The sequence below is a fragment of the Burkholderia territorii genome, from assembly GCF_902833055.1.
Classification (GTDB): Bacteria; Pseudomonadota; Gammaproteobacteria; order Burkholderiales; family Burkholderiaceae; genus Burkholderia; species Burkholderia territorii.
On the sequence record NZ_CADFEJ010000091.1, the window covers coordinates 1 to 547 of the forward strand.

Sequence of the window (547 nt, forward strand, 5' to 3'; positions counted from 1 at the left end):
TGCCGCTCTATGCCCTGATCCAGAGCCGCAGCGCGCCGACCCATCGCGCGCGGATCATCGCCGCCAACAACATCCTCAATTCGCTGTTCATGGTGATCTCGGCGCTGATGGCGATGGCGCTGACCCATGCCGGCGTCGGCATGCCGAGCGGATTCCCGAAACCACCGGGGCGGTGCTGGTCTGCAACCACGTCAGCTATGTCGACGCGCTGGTGATCGCCGCGGCCAGCCCGCGGCCGATCCGCTTCGTGATGGATCACCGGATCTTCCGCGCGCGCTTCGCGAGCTGGGCGTTCCGCCACGCCAAGGCGATCCCGATCGCGCCGCGCCACGAGGATCCGGCCATGCTGGAGCGCGCCTACGCGGCTTGCGAGGCCGCGCTGAAGGAGGGCGAGCTGGTCTGCATCTTCCCCGAGGGCAAGTTGACCAAGACCGGCGACATCAACACCTTCCATCACGGCGTGAGTGAGATCCTGCGCCGCGTCGAGGCGCCCGTGGTGCCGATGGCATTGCGCGGGCTGTGGGGCAGCTGGTTCTCGCGCCATGGC

General features: G+C 68.2%; 1 pseudogene. It reads left to right on the plus strand.

Annotated features, from left to right (window positions below):
* Positions 1-547, plus strand: a pseudogene (locus tag HW466_RS31150) (1-acyl-sn-glycerol-3-phosphate acyltransferase); the annotation flags it as partial.